The organism is Streptomyces sp. NPDC020362 (assembly GCF_040642095.1).
In the GTDB taxonomy this organism is placed as follows: domain Bacteria; phylum Actinomycetota; class Actinomycetes; order Streptomycetales; family Streptomycetaceae; genus Streptomyces.
Genome location: NZ_JBFAET010000073.1, coordinates 26,020 through 41,394 on the forward strand (window position 1 = coordinate 26,020; position 15,375 = coordinate 41,394).

The 15,375-nt window shown below is 70.8% G+C and carries 13 protein-coding genes; 11 read left to right on the forward strand and 2 right to left on the reverse strand.

Going from position 1 to position 15,375, the window contains the following annotated elements; genetic code table 11:
• Positions 1-416: 416 nt before the first annotated feature.
• Positions 417-1,349: a sugar phosphate isomerase/epimerase gene (locus tag AB0H32_RS24715; protein ID WP_361124369.1), complete on the reverse strand. Its 933-nt coding sequence runs from the start codon at positions 1,347-1,349 to the stop codon at positions 417-419.
• A 125-nt stretch (positions 1,350-1,474) separates the two neighbouring features.
• On the opposite strand from AB0H32_RS24715, the gene iolC reads away from it, so the two are divergent.
• From iolC to AB0H32_RS24745, 6 genes are all read left to right on the forward strand, one after another.
• Positions 1,475-2,449: a 5-dehydro-2-deoxygluconokinase gene (iolC, locus tag AB0H32_RS24720; RefSeq protein ID WP_361124371.1), complete on the forward strand. Its 975-nt coding sequence runs from the start codon at positions 1,475-1,477 to the stop codon at positions 2,447-2,449.
• A gap of 11 nt (positions 2,450-2,460) precedes the next feature.
• Complete coding sequence (locus AB0H32_RS24725) at positions 2,461-3,393, forward strand: deoxyribose-phosphate aldolase (protein ID WP_361124373.1); 933 nt, start codon at positions 2,461-2,463, stop codon at positions 3,391-3,393.
• A gap of 7 nt (positions 3,394-3,400) precedes the next feature.
• Positions 3,401-4,225 (forward strand): 5-deoxy-glucuronate isomerase, encoded by an 825-nt coding sequence (iolB, locus tag AB0H32_RS24730; protein WP_361124375.1) that lies wholly within the window; start codon positions 3,401-3,403, stop codon positions 4,223-4,225.
• Entirely contained in the window at positions 4,222-6,108 is a 1,887-nt protein-coding gene (iolD, locus tag AB0H32_RS24735) for a 3D-(3,5/4)-trihydroxycyclohexane-1,2-dione acylhydrolase (decyclizing) (protein ID WP_361124377.1), read from the forward strand. Before iolB ends, iolD begins: the two co-directional genes overlap by 4 nt.
• 15 nt (positions 6,109-6,123) lie before the next feature.
• The gene (gene mmsA / locus AB0H32_RS24740) at positions 6,124-7,626 is read left to right on the forward strand and encodes a CoA-acylating methylmalonate-semialdehyde dehydrogenase (protein ID WP_361124379.1); all 1,503 of its coding nucleotides are present in this window, start codon (positions 6,124-6,126) and stop codon (positions 7,624-7,626) included.
• 389 nt (positions 7,627-8,015) lie between these two features.
• Positions 8,016-9,422, forward strand: coding sequence for an APC family permease (locus tag AB0H32_RS24745; RefSeq protein WP_361124381.1), 1,407 nt, complete (start codon positions 8,016-8,018; stop codon positions 9,420-9,422).
• Between the two features lie 3 nt (positions 9,423-9,425).
• On the opposite strand, the gene AB0H32_RS24750 is transcribed toward AB0H32_RS24745, so the two are convergent.
• The gene (locus AB0H32_RS24750) at positions 9,426-9,842 is read right to left on the reverse strand and encodes a GNAT family N-acetyltransferase (protein ID WP_361124383.1); all 417 of its coding nucleotides are present in this window, start codon (positions 9,840-9,842) and stop codon (positions 9,426-9,428) included.
• Positions 9,843-10,043: 201 nt separating this feature from the next.
• On the opposite strand from AB0H32_RS24750, the gene AB0H32_RS24755 reads away from it, so the two are divergent.
• The 5 genes from AB0H32_RS24755 (at position 10,044) to AB0H32_RS24775 (ending at position 15,324) form a co-directional block, all read left to right on the forward strand.
• Complete coding sequence (locus AB0H32_RS24755) at positions 10,044-12,641, forward strand: CocE/NonD family hydrolase (RefSeq protein WP_361124390.1); 2,598 nt, start codon at positions 10,044-10,046, stop codon at positions 12,639-12,641.
• On the forward strand, positions 12,638-13,501 hold the full coding sequence (locus AB0H32_RS24760) for an ABC transporter permease (protein ID WP_361124385.1): 864 nt from the start codon (positions 12,638-12,640) through the stop codon (positions 13,499-13,501). The genes AB0H32_RS24755 and AB0H32_RS24760 overlap by 4 nt, the downstream gene beginning before the upstream one ends.
• A 247-nt stretch (positions 13,502-13,748) precedes the next feature.
• Positions 13,749-14,168, forward strand: a complete 420-nt coding sequence (locus AB0H32_RS24765) for a hypothetical protein (protein ID WP_361124387.1) — start codon at positions 13,749-13,751, stop codon at positions 14,166-14,168.
• Between the two features lie 453 nt (positions 14,169-14,621).
• Entirely contained in the window at positions 14,622-14,942 is a 321-nt protein-coding gene (locus AB0H32_RS24770; RefSeq protein ID WP_361124391.1) for a hypothetical protein, read from the forward strand.
• A 64-nt stretch (positions 14,943-15,006) separates the two neighbouring features.
• On the forward strand, positions 15,007-15,324 hold the full coding sequence (locus AB0H32_RS24775; protein WP_361124389.1) for a hypothetical protein: 318 nt from the start codon (positions 15,007-15,009) through the stop codon (positions 15,322-15,324).
• Positions 15,325-15,375: the final 51 nt, after the last annotated feature.

Below are 15,375 nucleotides of genomic sequence, written 5' to 3' on the forward strand. Positions count from 1 at the left end.
CTGCACGCCGCACTCGGAGCGGGTGTGCCGACAGGGCCGCCCCGGATCACCCGGGATCACTCCGGACCACCCCGGCGCGCAGGGCACCTTCCACCGTCGACGGGGCCCCTGCGCAGGAGGGCGGGCCGGGACTCAGCTGTGCAGAGCCCGGCCCGCCGGTTTCCCCCGCTTCCTTCGGTGATCGTCTCGGCTCCCCCCTTCGGCCGAGCCGCCGAAGGACCCCGCTTCCCCCGGGACTCCGGGCGTCACGCGGCCTGACGACGATCAGCCTGCCCGGACCGGTTGCCGCGGGTCTTGGAAAAGGCGCACTCCGGCCGGGCGCGCTGCTACACCCCGCGCCACCACAGAACCAAGCAGACGAGTCGGCGCTCCTGCGCCTCGCGCCGCCACAGAACCCGGCAGGCCACCCGGCGTTCCTACACCCCGCACGACCGAAGAAACGCCCGGGTCCGCACCGCGATCGGCAGCGGAGCGTCCGGCTCGCAGGGGTACATGTCCTGCTCGACGATGGCGAACAGGTCCGCGTCCAGTTTCTGCGCCGCCTCCAGTACCGGCCCCAGCGCGGGCACCCCGGCCGGCGGCTCGCACATCACGCCCTGGGCGACCGCCGGGCCGAACGGCGTGCCCTTCGCGTGCACGTCGGCCAGGATCTCCGGGTCCACCTGCTTGAGATGCAGATACCCGATCCGCTCGCCGTAGGTCTCGATCAGCTTGACGCTGTCCCCGCCGCAGTAGGCGTAGTGCCCGGTGTCCAGGCACAGCGACACCAGTGCGGAGTCGGTGGCGTCGAGGAAGCGGGTGACGTTCTCCTCGCTGTCGATGTGGGTGTCCGCATGCGGGTGGACGACGATCGTCAGGCCGTACCGCTCCCGCACCTCGTGTCCGAGCCGCTCGGTCAGCGAGGTGAGATTCCGCCACTGCTCGGATGTCAGCCCGGACGGCTCCAGCACCTGGCCCGTCTTGTCGTCGCGCCAGAAGGACGGGATGACGACCAGGTGGCGGGCGCCCATCGCCTGGGTCAGGGCGGCGATGTCGGAGACGTGCGCCCAGGTCTTGTCCCAGACGGCCGCACCGTGGTGCAGGCCGGTGAAGACCGTGCCGGCCGACACCTTCAGGCCGCGCCGGGCGGTCTCCTCGGCGAGCACCGCCGGATCGGTCGGCAGATAGCCGTAGGGGCCCAGCTCGATCCATTCGTAGCCCGAGCCGGCGACCTCGTCGAGGAAGCGCTGCCAGGGGACCTGCTGCGGGTCGTCCGGGAACCACACGCCCCAGGAGTCGGGCGCCGATCCGACCCGGATCCGGGAAGGTGAGGAAAGAGGGGAAGGCGAGGAGGGCGACAAGGACGTCATGGCCGCCAGCGTGCGGGGCCGCGAAAAGCGGTGTCAAGCTCTAGTCCGAATGTCTGGACAAAACATTGACAGGGCTCGGCGGAGAGGACTAAAAATCCGGGGAGAGCCGTGACGAAGGGAAGCCGATGGCGTACGACCTGATCACCATGGGGCGGATCGGAGTGGACCTCTATCCGTTGCAAACCGGTGTCCCGCTCGCCCAGGTGTCGTCCTTCGGCAAGTTCCTCGGCGGGTCGGCGACGAACGTGGCGGTCGCCGCGGCCCGACTCGGCCGGCGGACCGCCGTGATCACCCGCACCGGCGACGACCCGTTCGGTGCCTATCTGCACGAGGCCCTGCGGGGCTTCGGCGTCGACGACCGCTGGGTCACTCCCGTACCCGGGCTGCCCACACCGGTCACCTTCTGCGAGGTCTTCCCGCCGGACGACTTCCCGCTGTACTTCTACCGGCAGCCCAAGGCGCCCGACCTGGAGATCGACGCCCACGAGCTGGACCTGGACGCCGTTCGCGAGGCGAGCATCTTCTGGGTGACCGGCACCGGCCTGAGCGAGGAGCCCAGCCGTACGGCCACCCTGACGGCCCTCGCCCACCGCGCGAAGTCCGGCACGACGGTGTTCGACCTCGACTGGCGCCCGATGTTCTGGAGCAGCGAGACCGGCGGCGCCCGCCCCGGGCCGGAGTCCGCCCGCCCCTTCTACGCCGAGGCCCTGCGCCACACCACGGTCGCCGTCGGCAACCTGGACGAGGTGGAGGTCGCCACCGGCGTGCGCGAACCCCATGACGCGGCCCGCGCGCTGCTGGACGCCGGCGTCGAGATCGCCGTGGTCAAGCAGGGGCCCAAGGGCGTCCTCGCCGTGAACAGCAAGGGCGAGTCGGCCGAGGTCCCACCGCTCCCGGTCACCGTTCTCAACGGGCTCGGTGCCGGGGACGCCTTCGGCGGCTCCCTCTGCCACGGTCTGCTGGAGGGCTGGGACCTGGAGACGATCATGCGACATGCCAACGCGGCCGGCGCGATCGTCGCCTCCCGGCTGGAGTGCTCCTCCGCGATGCCCACCCCCGCCGAGGTGGCATCCGCGCTCGAGACGGGAGCGGTGCTGTGAGGGCCGGTCGCGTGGCCGGCACGCACACCGAGGGCGGGGACGCCGCCAGGCAGCCGCGCGTGGACGTCTCCGCGCTGGTCGACACCCGCACGCATCACCCCGAGGCGATCGCCGAGGCCGCAGTGCGCCGGGCCCGCCGCCCGCTGCTCAACGAGAACGGCCGGCTGATGATCGTCGCCGCCGACCACCCGGCCCGCGGCGCGCTCGGCGTCGGCGACCGCAAGCTCGCCATGGCCAACCGTGCCGACCTGCTGGAACGGCTGTGCCTCGCGCTGTCCCGGCCCGGCGTCGACGGAGTCCTCGCCACCGCCGACATACTGGACGACCTGCTCCTGCTCGGCGCCCTCGACCACAAGGTGGTCATGGGCTCGATGAACCGCGGCGGCCTGCAGGGCGCCAGCTTCGAGCTGGACGACCGCTTCACCGGCCACCGCCCCGAGGACATCCAGCGGCTCGGCTTCGACGCCGCCAAGCTGCTGCTGCGCATCGACTACGACGACCCGGGCTCCCTGACCACGCTGGAGGCCACCGCCCGCGCCATCGACGCGATGGCCGCGCACCGGCTGCCCGTCTTCGTGGAGCCGTTCATCAGCCGGCGCGGCCCCGACGGCCGGCTGCGCAACGACCTGAGCGCGGAGGCGGTCACCAAGTCCATCGCCATCGCCTCGGGCCTCGGCGGCTCCTCGGCCTACACCTGGCTGAAGGTGCCGGTCACCGAGAACCCCGACGACATGGCCCGGGTCATGGAGACCTCGACCCTGCCGGCCGTGCTGCTCGGCGGTGACATCGGCGACTCCCCCGAGGAGCAGGTCGCCGCCTACGAGAAGTGGCGCGGCGCGCTCCAACTGCCCACCGTGCGCGGCCTGGTGGTCGGCCGCTCGCTGCTGTACCCGGCGGACGGCGACGTGGCCGCCGCCGTGGACACCGCCGTAGGACTGCTGTGAGGGCCGCATGACCAGCATCGACCTGCATCTGCCCCAGGGCACCACCGCGAACGCCCAGTACACGGTCGACATCGACCCCAAGCGGGCCGGCTGGGCCCACAGCAGCCTGCGCATCGTGGAGTTGTCACCGGGCGGTACGCATACGTTCACCACCGGGGACAGCGAATGGATCGTGCTTCCGCTGGAAGGCGGATGTACCGTAAAAATTGAGGAAAACGAGTTCCAACTCCTGGGTCGGGAAAGCGTGTTCGCAGCAGCTTCCGACTTTGCGTACGCACCCCGGGACGCCCGGGTCCAGATCGCCTCCGGCGCGGGAGGCCGCTTCGCCCTGGCAGGAGCGAAGTGCGAGCGACGACTCCCCGCCCGCTACGGCCCCGCGCCGGAGGTCCCCGTCGAACAGCGCGGCAGCGGCACCTGCGCCCGCCAGGTGCGCAACTTCGCCTCCGCCGACTCCTTCGACTGCGACAAGCTGATCGCCGTGGAGGTGATCACCCCTGGCGGCAACTGGTCGTCGTACCCGCCGCACAAGCACGACGAGCACCGGCCGGGCGAGGAGTCCGAGCTGGAGGAGATCTACTACTTCGAGATCGACGGACCGAACGGTTTCGGCTATCAGCGCGTATCCCCCTCGCGCGAGGGCGGATCCGACGTCCTCGCCGAGGTCCGCTCCGGCGACACCGTCCTCGTTCCCGACGGCTGGCACGGCCCGTCCGTCGCCCAGCCCGGGCACGACATGTACTACCTGAACGTCATGGCCGGGCCCGGCGCGCTGCGGGAGTGGCGGATCTGCTTCCACCCGGCCCACACGGAAAGCACCGGGGGGTACCGATGAAGACCTCGACGACGAGACTCACGGTCGCACAGGCACTCGTCCGCTTCCTCGCCGCCCAGTACACCGAGCGCGACGGCGAGCGGCACCGGCTGATCGGCGCCACCTGGGGCATCTTCGGCCACGGCAACGTGGCCGGCCTCGGCCAGGCGCTGATCGAGTACGCCGACGTCATGCCGTACCACCAGGGCCGCAACGAGCAGTCCATGGTGCACGCGGCGGTCGGCTACGCCCGCCAGTCGAACCGCCTGTCCACGCACGCGGTGACGACCTCCGTCGGCCCGGGCGCGACCAACCTGGTCACCGGCGCCGCCCTCGCCACCATCAACCACCTCCCGGTCCTCCTGCTGCCCGGCGACGTCTTCGCCACCCGCCCCGCCGACCCGGTGCTCCAGCAGCTGGAGGTGCCCTACGCGGGCGATGTGTCGGTCAACGACACCCTGCGCCCGGTGTCGAGGTACTTCGACCGGATCACCCGGCCGGAGGCCCTGATCCCGAGCGCGCTGCAGGCCATGCGGGTCCTCACCGACCCCGTGGAGACCGGCGCGGTCACCCTCGCCCTGCCCCAGGACGTGCAGGCGGAGGCGTACGACTGGCCCGCGGAGTTCTTCGCCGAGCGGGTGTGGACCGTGCGACGCCCGGGCGCGGACCCCACCGAGCTGGCCGAGGCCGTCCGGGCGATCCGGGCGGCGAAGCGGCCGCTCGTCGTCGCGGGCGGCGGAGTCCACCACAGCCGCGCCGAGGAGAGCCTCGCCGAGTTCGCCGAGGCCACCCGGATACCGGTCGCCTCCACCCAGGCCGGCAAGGGATCCCTGCGCCACGACCACCCGCAGGACGTCGGCGGCGTCGGCCACACCGGCACCGCGACCGCCGACGAGCTGGCCCGCACCGCGGACCTGGTGATCGGCGTGGGCACCCGCTACACCGACTTCACCACGGCCTCCGGCACCCTCTTCGAGAACCCGGACGTCCGGTTCCTCAACCTCAACATCGCGCCCTTCGACGGCCACAAGCTGGCCGGGCTGCCGCTGGTCGCGGACGCCCGCAGCGGCCTGGGCGAGCTGACCGAGGCGCTGGTGATGCACGCCCACCGGGCCGCCGGCTCCTACGTCACCGAGTACACCGAGGACAAGGAGCGCTGGGAGCAGCGCGTCGACGCCTGCTTCGAGGCCGACGAGCCGGACATACGGCCCACGCAGCCGCAGGTCATCGGGGTGCTGGACGCCCTGGTGGACGAGACGGACATCATCATCAACGCGGCCGGCTCGCTCCCCGGCGACCTGCACAAGCTGTGGCGCACCCGGTCCCGGGACCAGTACCACCTGGAGTACGGCTACTCCTGCATGGGCTACGAGATCCCGGCCGCGATCGGCGTGAAGCTCGCCGCCCCCGAGCGCAACGTGTGGGCGCTGGTCGGCGACGGCACGTACCTGATGATGCCGACGGAGATCGTGACCGCCGTCCAGGAGGGCGTCGCGATCAAGATGCTGCTCGTGCAGAATCACGGGTACGCCTCGATCGGCGGCCTGTCGGAGTCGGTGGGCGGCGAGCGGTTCGGCACCGCCTACCGTTTCACCTCGGACGACGGCACCTTCACCGGTGCTCCGCTGCCCGTCGACCTCGCCGCCAACGCGGCCAGCCTCGGTATGCGCGTGCTGCGCGCGAAGACCGTACGGGACCTGCGCGCGGCGCTCGCCGAGGCGCGGGCCGCCGACACTCCCACATGTGTCTACGTGGAGACCGAAACGTCCGACACTGTGTCGGGCGCGCCTCCGGCGCAGGCCTGGTGGGATGTTCCTGTGGCCGAGACCGCGACCCGTTCGTCCGCGGTCAAGGCACGTGAGCTGTACGAACGGCACGTCTCGACCCGACGCCGCCATCTGTAAAAGGAGTTTCTGGGCATGACGAAGATCGTCAACCACTGGATCGGCGGCAAGACCGTCGAAGGCGCGTCGGGTACGTACGGGCCGGTCACGGACCCGGCGACCGGCGCGGTCACCACCAAGGTCGCGTTCGCGTCGGTCGAGGAGGTGGACGCGGCGGTCGCCGCGGCCAAGGACGCCTTCGCGACCTGGGGCCGGTCCTCGCTGGCCCAGCGCACCTCGATCCTCTTCAGGTTCCGGGCGCTGCTGGACGCCAACCGGGACGCGATCGCGGAGCTGATCACCGCCGAGCACGGCAAGGTGCACTCCGACGCGCTCGGCGAGGTCGCGCGCGGCCTGGAGATCGTCGACCTGGCCTGCGGCATCAACGTCCAGCTCAAGGGTGAGCTGTCCACGCAGGTCGCCAGCAGCGTCGACGTGGCCGCGATCCGCCAGCCGCTCGGTGTCGTCGCGGGCATCACGCCGTTCAACTTCCCGGCGATGGTCCCGATGTGGATGTTCCCGATCGCCATCGCGACCGGCAACACCTTCGTGCTCAAGCCGAGCGAGAAGGACCCGTCGGCCGCCGTCAAGATCGCCGAGCTGCTGGCCGAGGCCGGTCTGCCCGACGGTGTCTTCAACGTCGTGCACGGTGACAAGGTGGCCGTCGACCGCCTCCTGGAGCACCCGGACGTGAAGGCGGTGTCGTTCGTCGGCTCGACCCCGATCGCCCGCTACATCCACACCACCGCTTCCGCCAACGGCAAGCGCGTCCAGGCCCTGGGCGGCGCCAAGAACCACATGCTGGTCCTGCCGGACGCCGACCTGGACGCGGCGGCGGACGCGGCCGTGAGCGCCGCCTACGGCTCCGCGGGCGAGCGCTGCATGGCCATCTCCGCGGTCGTCGCGGTCGGCGCCATCGGCGACGAGCTGGTCGAGAAGATCCGCGAGCGCGCCGAGAAGATCAAGATCGGCCCCGGCGACGACCCGACCTCCGAGATGGGTCCGCTGATCACCAAGGTCCACCGCGACAAGGTGGCCTCGTACGTGACGGGTGCGGCCGCCGAGGGCGCGGAGGTGGTGCTCGACGGCACCGGTTACACCGTCGAGGGCTTCGAGGACGGCCACTGGATCGGCATCTCGCTGCTCGACAAGGTGCCCACGTCCGCCAAGGCCTACCGGGACGAGATCTTCGGCCCGGTGCTGTGCGTGCTGCGCGTCGACACCTACGAGGAGGGCCTGGCCCTCATCAACGCCTCGCCGTTCGGCAACGGCACCGCCATCTTCACCCGGGACGGCGGCGCAGCCCGCCGCTTCCAGCTGGAGGTCGAGGCCGGCATGGTCGGCGTGAACGTCCCGATCCCGGTCCCCGTCGGCTACCACTCCTTCGGCGGCTGGAAGGACTCGCTCTTCGGCGACCACCACATCTACGGCAACGACGGCACGCACTTCTACACCCGCGGCAAGGTCGTCACCACGCGCTGGCCCGACCCGGCCGATGCCCCCGCGGGCGTGGACCTGGGCTTCCCGCGCAACCACTGAGGCCGGCTCCAGAGCCCTCCAGGCCCCCGTCAGGCCGTCCGGATTCCGGACGGCCTGACATTTTTTTGACGCCATGGCTGCGATTCCCGTTCAGGCGGGATGAAACGGGTGGCGAAGGAGTTGCCGCCGGATGACCTTCAAAAGCAAGGTCACATCCGACTGGAGCTTGATGGATGCATCAATAGGGCCCTACAGCCTGTGAAAGTGATGCTGCGCAACTCCGGTTCGAGGTGCGGAATCCGAAGGTAAACGGCCATTGACGCGGCGGTTTTCGTCGGGGTTCTCTATGCAGCGCCGGGAGCGGACGAGACGAACGTACGACGAGCCGCCGGAGGCGATAGCGCTCCCGACCCCCACCCTCAGTCGCACGAGTCGATCGGAACCGCCGCATGACCGACACGCTCCGCCCTGTCGAGACAGCCGCCACAGAAGTCTCTGCGGCCGCTGACAGCCCTCAGAAGCTCAAGCGTTCCATCGGCGTCGTCGGCGGCACCCTGCTGACGCTCTCGTGCGTCACGCCCGCCTCCACGCTCTTCGTGGTCGTCCCCGACCTCTTCGGCTCCCTCGGCACCGCCACGACCCTGACGATCGCCATCGGCTCCCTCCTCTGTATCGCCGTTGCCTTCTGCTACTCCGAGCTGGGCACCCTCATCCCCAGCGCGGGCGGCGAGTACGCCATGGTGTCGACGATGGCCGGACGGCTCGCGGGCTGGCTCGTCTTCGTACTGTCCCTGCTGGTCGTCATGATCGTGCCACCGGTGATCGCCATGGGCACGGCCGACTATCTGGCGCCCATCGTCCATCTCGACCCCGCGATGACCGGCGCCGGCGTGATGCTGCTGGCCACCCTCGCCGGCCTGCTCGACCTGCGCGCCAACGCCTGGATCACCGGCATCTTCCTGGTCCTGGAGGTCATCGCCGCCGGAGTCGTCGCGATGCTGGGCTTCACGCACAGCCACCGCGGTGTCGGCAGCCTGGTCTCCATGCAGGTGGCCGGCGCCGACGGTCACACGGACACCGTGACGGCCATGCTGGTCGTCTCCGGGCTCGCCATCGCCCTCTTCGTCACCCAGGGCTTCTCGACCGCCGTCTACCTCTCCGAGGAGCTGGAGCACCCGCGCCGCAACGTCGCCCGCACGGTGCTGGCCACCCTCGCGATCTCCACCGTGATCATCCTGGTCCCGGTCGCCGCCATCACCATGGGCGCCGGCGACCTGAAGGAGCTGACCGGCGGCGACATCAGCTCCATGGTCACCGCCTGGTCCAACTCCGCGGTCGGCACCTTCGTGAGCCTGTGCGTCGCCCTCGCGATCATCAACGCGGGCATCGTCATGGTCATCCAGAACTCCCGCGTCCTGTTCGCCTCCGCCCGCGACAAGGCCTGGCCCGGCCCGGTGAACAACGTCTTCTCCAAGCTCGGCCGCTTCGGCTCCCCGTGGGTCGCCACGCTCGCGGTCGGCGTCCCCGGCGCGCTGCTGTGCTTCGTCAACCTCGACACCCTGTACGGCGTCACGGGCGTCTCGGTGACCGGGATGTACCTGCTGGTCGCGGTCGCCGCCCTGCTGGCCCGCCGCGGCTCCCACAAGCACACGCCGGCCTGGCGGATGCCGCTGTGGCCCACGATGCCGGTCCTGCTGATCGCGGTCCTCGCCTACATCCTCACCCAGCAGGAGGCGAGCTACCTGCTGTGGACGGGCGGCATCACCGCCGTCGCCACCCTCTACTGGGTCTTCTACCTCCGCCCGCGCCGTGACACCCGCTGGCTGGTGTCCATCCCGGAGGACGCGCAGGCCTGACGGTCAGCCGAAGTCCCACACCACCACCGTGCACGTCCCGTCGTCCTTGCCGCCCGCACTGCGATACGCGGCAAGGGCGACGTCGTTTCCGGCGTCGACCCCGACCCACATGCCGTAACAGCCCCGCTCCCGGGCCAGGGCGGCGAGCCGCAGCACCAGCGCCCGCCCGATCCCACGGCGCCGGCAGGACTCCGCGACCGCCAGCTCGTACAGGAACATCTCGGTGCCCTTGTCGGGGTGGACGGTCTCGACCCCGCTGACGAAGCCGACCGGGGTGTCCTTGCCGTCCTCGTACGCCAGGAACAGATGGTGCCCGGCGGCGGTGAGGAACCGCTCCGCCCACTCGGTGCGCACGGGGTGGTCGAAGAGGGGACCGGCGGCGGCGACCTCGGCGACGGCGGTGGCTCGGCGAATCTCCATGGGGCCTCTCGTACCACGACCGAAGTACGCGGCGACAGCGCCGTACTCCCCAAGGAGGGGCCGGGGTTCAGCCCGGCGGCCGCATCCGTTGTCGGCGGCGGCCCGTACCGTTGAGGCATGGATCTTCGCGCGCCCTCCCGGGGGCGACAGGGGCAGGGCGCGCCCGCGCTGCGAGGGGTGCTGAAGGGGCCGCGCCGGCTGATGGCCGCCGCGGCCGCCGTCGTGGTGCTCGCCGGCGCCGGCACCTGGACGGCCGTCGCCTCCGGCGACACGGCGCCGGTGCACCGCAGCGACCGGGTCATGACCATGGCCGACGGGACGCGCATCGACACCTCGTACTTCACCGGCGCCGCCTCCGGCCGCCGCCCCGCCGTCCTGCTGGGACACGGCTTCGGCGGCACCAAGGACGACGTGCACGAGGAGGCCCAGGACCTCGCCCGCGACGGATACGCGGTGCTGACCTGGTCGGCGCGCGGCTTCGGGCACTCCACCGGGAAGATCGGGCTGAACGACCCGCGGCACGAGGTCGCCGACGTCTCCCGGCTCATCGACTGGCTGGCGAAGCAGCCCCAGGTCCGGCTCGACAAGCCGGGCGACCCGCGCGTGGGCATGGCCGGCGGCTCCTACGGCGGCGCGGTCTCCCTGCTCGCCGCCGGGTACGACCACCGGGTCGACGCCATCGCCCCGGCCATCACCTACTGGAACCTGGCCGACGCGCTGTTCCCGAACGGCGTGTTCAAGAAGCTGTGGGCCGGGATCTTCTTCAACACCGGGGGCGGCTGCGCCAAGTTCGAGCCGGACCTGTGCCGGATGTACGACCGCGTCGCCGAGTCGGGCACCCCGGACGCCGCCGCGCGCAAGCTGCTTCAGGAGCGCTCCCCGTCCGCGGTCGCGGACCGCATCAAGGTGCCCACCCTGCTGGTGCAGGGCCAGACCGACTCCCTGTTCACCCTCGCCCAGTCCGACGCGGCCGAGAAGGCCATCCGCGCGAGCGGCGCCCCGGTGGACGTCGACTGGATCACCGGCGGGCACGACGGCGGCGACCTGGAGAACGCCCGGGTGGAGGGCCGGGTGACGGCCTGGTTCGACCGCTACCTCAAGGGCGACAGGTCCGCCGACACCGGCCCGGCCTTCCGGATCACCCGCACCGGAGGCGTCAACTCCACCAGCGGTGCCGCCCAGCTGCGCGGCGCGAGCGCCACGAGCTATCCCGGCCTGCACGGTCACCGGCGGACCATCGTCCTGACCGGCCGCGAACAGCACTTCGCCAACCCGGCAGGCGCCAGCCCGCCCGGCGTCTCCGCCCTGCCCGGCCTCGGCGGCTCCGGCGGCCTCGCCCAGCTGTCCGCGCTCGGCGTGGGTGTCTCCCTCGACTTCCCCGGCCAGTACGCGAAGTTCGACTCGGCCCCGCTCGCCACCGGCCTCACGGTCACCGGCTCGCCGACGGTCACCGTCCATGTCACCTCCACCACCGGGGACGCCGTCCTCTTCGGCAAGGTCTACGACGTCGGCCCCGGCGGCAGACAGCAGGTGCTGCCCTCCCAACTGGTCGCGCCCCTGCGGGTGACCGGCGCCAGGACCGGCAAGGACGTCACCGTCACCCTCCCGGCGATCGACCACGAGGTGCAGAAGGGCCACCGGCTCCGCCTGGTCCTCGCCTCCACCGACCTCGGCTACGCCTCACCGGCCGCCCCGGCGACGTACACCGTCTCCCTCGAGGGTGCCCTGAGCGTGCCCACGGCCCCCGCCGTCACCACCGCGGCCGCGCCCCTGCCCGCCTGGGTGTGGTGGCTGCCCCCGGCCGGTGCCGCCGTCGCGCTCGCCCTGCTGCTGACCGCCCGCCGCCGTACGACCGCCCCCGCGCCCGATGCGGAACTCGCCGAAGTCCCGCTGCAGATAACGGACCTGAGCAAGCGGTACGCCGGGTCCACCGACCGGTACGCGGTCCGCGGGCTGTCCTTCCGCGTGGAGAAGGGCCAGGTGCTCGGCCTGCTCGGCCCCAACGGCGCGGGCAAGACCACCACCCTGCGCATGCTGATGGGCCTGATCAAGCCGGACGGCGGCGAGATCCGTGTCTTCGGCCACGCCATCCGGCCCGGCGCGCCCGTGCTGTCGAGGGTCGGCGCCTTCGTGGAGGGCGCGGGCTTCCTGCCGCACCTGTCCGGCCGGGAGAACCTGGAGCTGTACTGGCGGGCCACCGGCCGCCCGCCCGAGGACGCGCACCTGGACGAGGCCCTGGAGATCGCCGGCCTCGGCGACGCCCTCGCCCGCGCGGTGCGCACCTACTCCCAGGGCATGCGCCAGCGCCTGGCCATCGCCCAGGCCATGCTCGGCCTGCCCGACCTGCTCATCCTCGACGAGCCCACCAACGGCCTCGACCCGCCGCAGATCCGCGAGATGCGCGAGGTGATGATCCGCTACGCGGCCGCCGGCCGCACCGTGATCGTCTCCAGCCATCTCCTCGCCGAGGTCGAGCAGTCCTGCACCCACCTGGTGGTCATGGACCGCGGGCGGCTCGTGCAGGCCGGTCCCGTGCAGGAGATCGTGGGCTCCGGCGACACGCTCCTCGTCGGCACCGGCACGCCCGTGGAGGAGCCGGTCGCGGAGAAGGTCGCCGCGCTGCCCGGTGTCACCTCGGCGGTACGCACCGAGGACGGACTGCTGGTCCGTCTCGAATCCGGCTACGCGGCCGAGCACCTGGTCGTGGAGCTGGTGCGCCTGGAGGTGCCCGTCGCCTCGGTCGGCCCCCACCGGCGCCTGGAAGACGCCTTCCTCACCCTGATCGGAGGTTCCGCATGAGCGCGCTCACCGAGCCCGTCGAGGTCGCCTCCGGCTACCGCGCGGGCCGCACCCTGCCCCTGCGCGTCGAGCTGGCCCGGCAGCTCAAGCGCAGGCGCACGCTGATCATGGGCGGGATCCTGGCCGCCCTGCCGTTCGTGCTGCTGATCGCCTTCGCGATCGGCGGCGACCCGGCGGGGCGCAACGGCCAGGTCACCCTGATGGACACGGCCACCGCGTCCGGCGCCAACTTCGCCGCGGTGAACCTGTTCGTCTCGGCGGGCTTCCTCCTGGTGATCCCGGTCGCCCTGTTCTGCGGGGACACGGTCGCCTCCGAGGCGAGCTGGTCCTCCCTGCGCTATCTGCTCGCCGCGCCCGTGCCCCGGGCCCGCCTGCTGTGGTCCAAGCTCGTCGTGGCGCTCGGGCTCAGCCTCGCCGCGATGGTGCTGCTGCCCGTGGTGGCCCTCGCGGCCGGCACGGCCGCCTACGGCTGGGGCCCGCTGCAGATCCCCACCGGTGGCGCACTGGACCCGGCCACGGCGGCACAGCGGCTCGTGGTGGTCGTGGCCTACGTCTTCGTGTCCCAACTGGTCACCGCAGGGCTGGCGTTCTGGCTGTCGACCAGGACGGATGCCCCGCTGGGAGCGGTCGGCGGCGCCGTCGGCCTGACCATCGTCGGCAATGTCCTGGACGCCGTCACGGCCCTCGGCCACTGGCGCGACTTCCTGCCCGCGCACTGGCAGTTCGCCTGGGCCGACGCAGTCCAGCCGCACCCCGAATGGTCCGGCATGATCCAGGGAACGGCGATCTCCGTGACCTACGCCCTCGTGCTCTTCGCCCTGGCCTTCCGGGGATTCGCCCGCAAGGACGTGGTGTCGTAAAATCCCCCGTGCAAGTGCGGGCGGCATTTTCTCTTTCATTTGAGCATATTGCCGCCCCATGCTTGACGCACCATACGATCAATTGATTCGCCGACCAGATGCGAATACCTCTGGATAAACCTGAGCAATGCACTGTTTCACTCCTGTGGCATTCATGCGTATGGAGTAGTGCATCGCTTTGAGCCGACTGCGGACTGCTATGTTCTCCATCTGTCGGATCAGAGGTAACTTTCAAGTGAGGTGAATCATGAAGAAGGCAGTTTTCACAACTGCGGCGTTGGCCATCGGTGCGGGTCTTGTGGGTGGCTCAGCCGTGGCCGCGTCGGCCGCCGCCAAGACGCCTGCCCATGAGACCGGTCCGCTCGGCCTCATGTCGCAGACCGAGGTGACTCCGGCGCTCGTGCCCGCGGCCGACACCGTGATGCGGGTGGCCCGCAATGGCAACGTCACCAAGGGCAGTGCGTTCGACCAGAGCCAGTCGTCGACGGTCACCGGCACGAACAAGGCCGCGAAGATTTCCGGCGTATACCTGGACGGTATGGGCCGCAACAGTGCCAAGAAGCCTGCAATTCCGGTGAAGAACCCGGTCGGAACCGGCGCCGTTCAGCTCCACCCGCTGAATGGGCCGACCAGTGCCGGGCTCGGCAGCCTGCTCAACCAGGCGTGACGCGTAAACCCCTGGAATTCTGAACTCTGATCCGGTTCTCGTCAGCCGGAGACCGACACCGCACTGCCGCGGGACGGTCCGTCCGGTGGCGGCCCTGGTTCGACCCCCGTCCGGGTGCCTCGAAGGCCCAGCCCCAGAGGCTGGATCCGGACCGAAAAGCTCCGCACCCACTCGGCGCCCGATGCCGTGCCGGGAACCCGCCTTCAAGCCTGTCCGGCCCACTGGACCCCTCCTTGCCAGTGGGCCGGACGCATGTCTGCATTCACTCCTCCGGCCCTTTGCGGCCCGGGTGAAACGCGGCGCATTGATTCCGGGTCCCCGGCATGTACGGGGCCATTCCGCCATCCGGTGGAATCCACCCCGCATGAGCAGTGTCCGCGTGACTTTTCACCGCATATTTCGGTTTCTTGCTATGTAAGCGTGGCCTACCGTGAATTTCAGGAAGGAACCGAGTTGCCCAGGAAGCTCGCGGTCATCACTGCACTCGCCCTTGGCGCTGTCTGCGGCAGCGTTGGCGTTGCCTCAGCCCACTCGAACACGACCAACGTCACCGGCGGTGACGGCTTTTCGGAGTCTCCGGTCGTCGTGAACGCGCCCCAGCAGGGTGTCGTCGTCGTCAACGGCACGCTCGTCGATGGTCGCTGCATCGCACCGTGGTCCAACGGTGCCGTCCTCGGCGGCGTCGTTCCGCCGAACTCGCACTACGCCGCCTGCGACACGGCCACTGTCGACCAGTCACAGAAGGCCGCATACGCGGGCGGCCTCCTCTTCTGACCCCCTGCTCCGAGTAGTTCCGAGCAGGTGAACCCCTCTAAACGCAGCCCGGAAAGGCCATCTCATGCGTAACAAGGTTACGGCCCTCTCCGCCCTCGCCGCAGGCATCGTCCTCGCGGCGGCCGGCACCGCCGCGGCCGACAACTGCACGACCGTCAAGGGCGGCGACGGCTTTTCGTCGTCCCCGGTCGTCGTGAACTCCCCTCAGCAGGGTGTTCTCGTCGCGAACGGCGACGCCGTCGACCTCCGCTGCGTCGCGCCGTGGTCGAACGGTGCCGTCCTTGGTGGCGTCGCCGCGCCGAACTCGCACTACGCCGCCTGCGACACGGCCACTGTCGACCAGTCGCAGAAGGCCGCATACGTGGGCGGCCTGCTCTTCTGACCCCCTCGCCCTCCGATCGATTCGGAGTAGGGCGGACGTCCGCGGACGTCC